The organism is Mesorhizobium sp. M7A.F.Ca.ET.027.03.2.1, from assembly GCF_003999175.1.
GTDB lineage: Bacteria > Pseudomonadota > Alphaproteobacteria > Rhizobiales > Rhizobiaceae > Mesorhizobium.
In genome coordinates this window covers 1-2,311 of the sequence record NZ_RZOM01000994.1, presented here as the reverse complement: position 1 = coordinate 2,311, position 2,311 = coordinate 1, and the positions used below count along the sequence as shown (strand labels likewise).

Annotated in this window: 2 protein-coding genes and 1 pseudogene; all 3 read left to right on the top strand. The window is 64.3% G+C overall.

Annotated features, from left to right (window positions below; translation table 11 throughout):
• A partial coding sequence (locus EN750_RS30160) for an MBL fold metallo-hydrolase (RefSeq protein ID WP_127398917.1) occupies positions 1 to 1,038 on the top strand: 1,038 nt, incomplete at its 5' end.
• On the top strand, positions 1,035 to 1,793 hold the full coding sequence (locus tag EN750_RS30155; protein ID WP_127398916.1) for a 5'/3'-nucleotidase SurE: 759 nt from the start codon (positions 1,035 to 1,037) through the stop codon (positions 1,791 to 1,793). The genes EN750_RS30160 and EN750_RS30155, both read left to right, overlap by 4 nt.
• Before the next feature lie 108 nt (positions 1,794 to 1,901).
• A pseudogene (locus tag EN750_RS30150) lies at positions 1,902 to 2,311 on the top strand (hypothetical protein); the annotation flags it as partial.

Here is a 2,311-nt window from a genome sequence, read left to right as displayed (position 1 = left end):
GCACTGAACGGGTCGGTTACCGACATCGACGCGCTGTTCGTTTCGCATGCGCATGAGGATCATATCGGCGCGCTGAGCTGGCTGCTGTCGCGCGGCTATGCCGGTCCGATCTTCATGACGGCCGAGACCCGCAATGAGGCCCCGGCCACGCTTGCCGGCTATGCTGAGCCCGAGGATTTCAGGCGGTTCCCTTTTCCCGAAGACCGCGTCGAATTGTTCGAGCCGGGCGACACGTTGAACAGCGGCAATCTCACGATCCGGACGGGACGCTCCGGGCATGTCGTGGGCGGCGTCTGGTTTGCCGTGGACGATGGCGAGAGCCGCGTCGCCTATTCGGCCGATGTGGTGCCGGACAGCAATGTCTTCGTCATGGACACGATCCCGCACTGCGACCTGCTTGTTCTCGATGCGTCCTACGGCGCCGATCCGGTGCCGGGGACGGCGCGTGCGCGCGAAATCTCGCAGTGGGTTGCGAGGCATTGGGACGGGTGTCTTTTGCCGACGCCGCTCTCGGGTCGGTCGCTGGAGCTGATCGCGGCCTTGCCTGGGCCGTTCGCGATCCATGCCGGTATGCGTTCGTCGCTGGAAGCGCAGATCGGCGCCACGGCATCCCTGTTGCCAGGTGTCTCAGAACTCTTGCTTCGCCGCCTGCAAGACGTAGCCGACTGGACCGATGCTGATCCCCTGCCGTCCACGCCGTTGCTGGCGGATGACGGCATGGGTGAAGCCGGCCCGTCATCGCGCCTCTTGCCGCGTGCCGACCATTCCGGTTTTCCGGTGTTGCTTACCGGCCATCTGCCGTCAGGCTCGCCGGGCGATCTGTTGCACAAGGCCGGCCGAGCGGACTGGGTGCGCATGCCGACCCATCCGACGCTGCCGGGCAATGTCGACATCTGGGAGAAGGCCGGTCGTCCCGCCGCACTCGGTCATTCCTGCACGCCGGACCTTCTCGGCGATCTGCAAACCCACATCCCGTCGCTGCGCACGCAATGGCGCACCGGCCAGCGCATAGTGGTGTCGGAGGCAAGAAAACGATGAGAATTCTGATCTGCAACGACGACGGCATCGAAGCGCCGGGGCTTGCCCGTCTGGTCAATGCGGCCGGCGCGTTGACCGACGACGTCTGGGTGGTCGCGCCGGACGGCAAGCGCACCGCTGCCGGCTCGTCATTGACGATTGCCAGGCCATTGACCATGCGGCGCGTCAAACCGAACTGGTACTCCTGTTCCGGCACCCCGGCCGATTGCGTGGTAAGCGCCATGACCTGGCTGTTCGCCGATTCCGAGAAGCCGGGCCTTGTGCTGTCGGGCGTCAACGATGGCCGCAACGTTGCCGAGGACCTTGCCTATTCCGGTACGCTCGGCATTGCGCGGGAGGCGACGTTCTGGGGCGTTCCGGCCATCGGCTTCTCACGCGTGAAAAATCCTGATTCCACCGATGGCGACGACCAATGGCTTGGCGCGCTGATCGCTTCATTGTGGCACTCGCGCGCCGACTGGGCCGCTGAGGGTCATTGGCTGAGCATCAACCTGCCGACCTCGCTGCCGGCCGAAATCCGGCAACCGCGCATCGGCCGCGACAAGATCGCCCGCCAGGCCGAGACCGTGGAAAGCGATGGCGATCGCACAGTCATCACCGTGCCGCGCGGTCGGGCCCATGACAGTCAGCCGGGTGACGAAAACGAGGTGATCGATGCCGGCTTCATCAGCATCAACCGGCTGAACTGGTTTGGCGAGACACGGCTGGACGAACGGTTTCTGGACGGGATCCCGCGCCAGCGGCAAACTGGCTGACCTGGGGTCTGCGCGTCGTCATCCGATCACCAACCTGTCAGCGGTTAAATCAAGCCAATCCACTACCTATGCTTGAAGCCGCCGCTATTTCATTCCACATCGGTGAGGATGAAGGGCGAGACAGGAGAACGGCGGCGGCATCTGCTGTGGGCTTTGCCCGCATCGCTGATCCTGCATGCGCTCATCGCGGCGTTTCTGGTCTATGGCCTGCCGAGACCCGAGCAGCAGCCGGTTCAGCAGGAACAGCCCGTCAATGTCGCGATCGTGCCGCCACCCGAGAAGCCCAAGCCGAAACCTGCTCCAAAGCCACCTGAGCCGACACCTGAAAAGAAGGCTGAAAAGCCGCCTGAACAAAAGCCGCCTCCGGAACCGCCGAAGCCGCCAGACGACCAGGTTCTGAAGCGCGTTTTCCAGTACGGCCAGAAAGATACCGGGCCGGAGAAATCGCTCGACGGAAGCAGCGCTAAGCCCAGCACGCCGTCGCCGGCCAAGGATGAGGCGGTGAAGCCGCCTGTAGC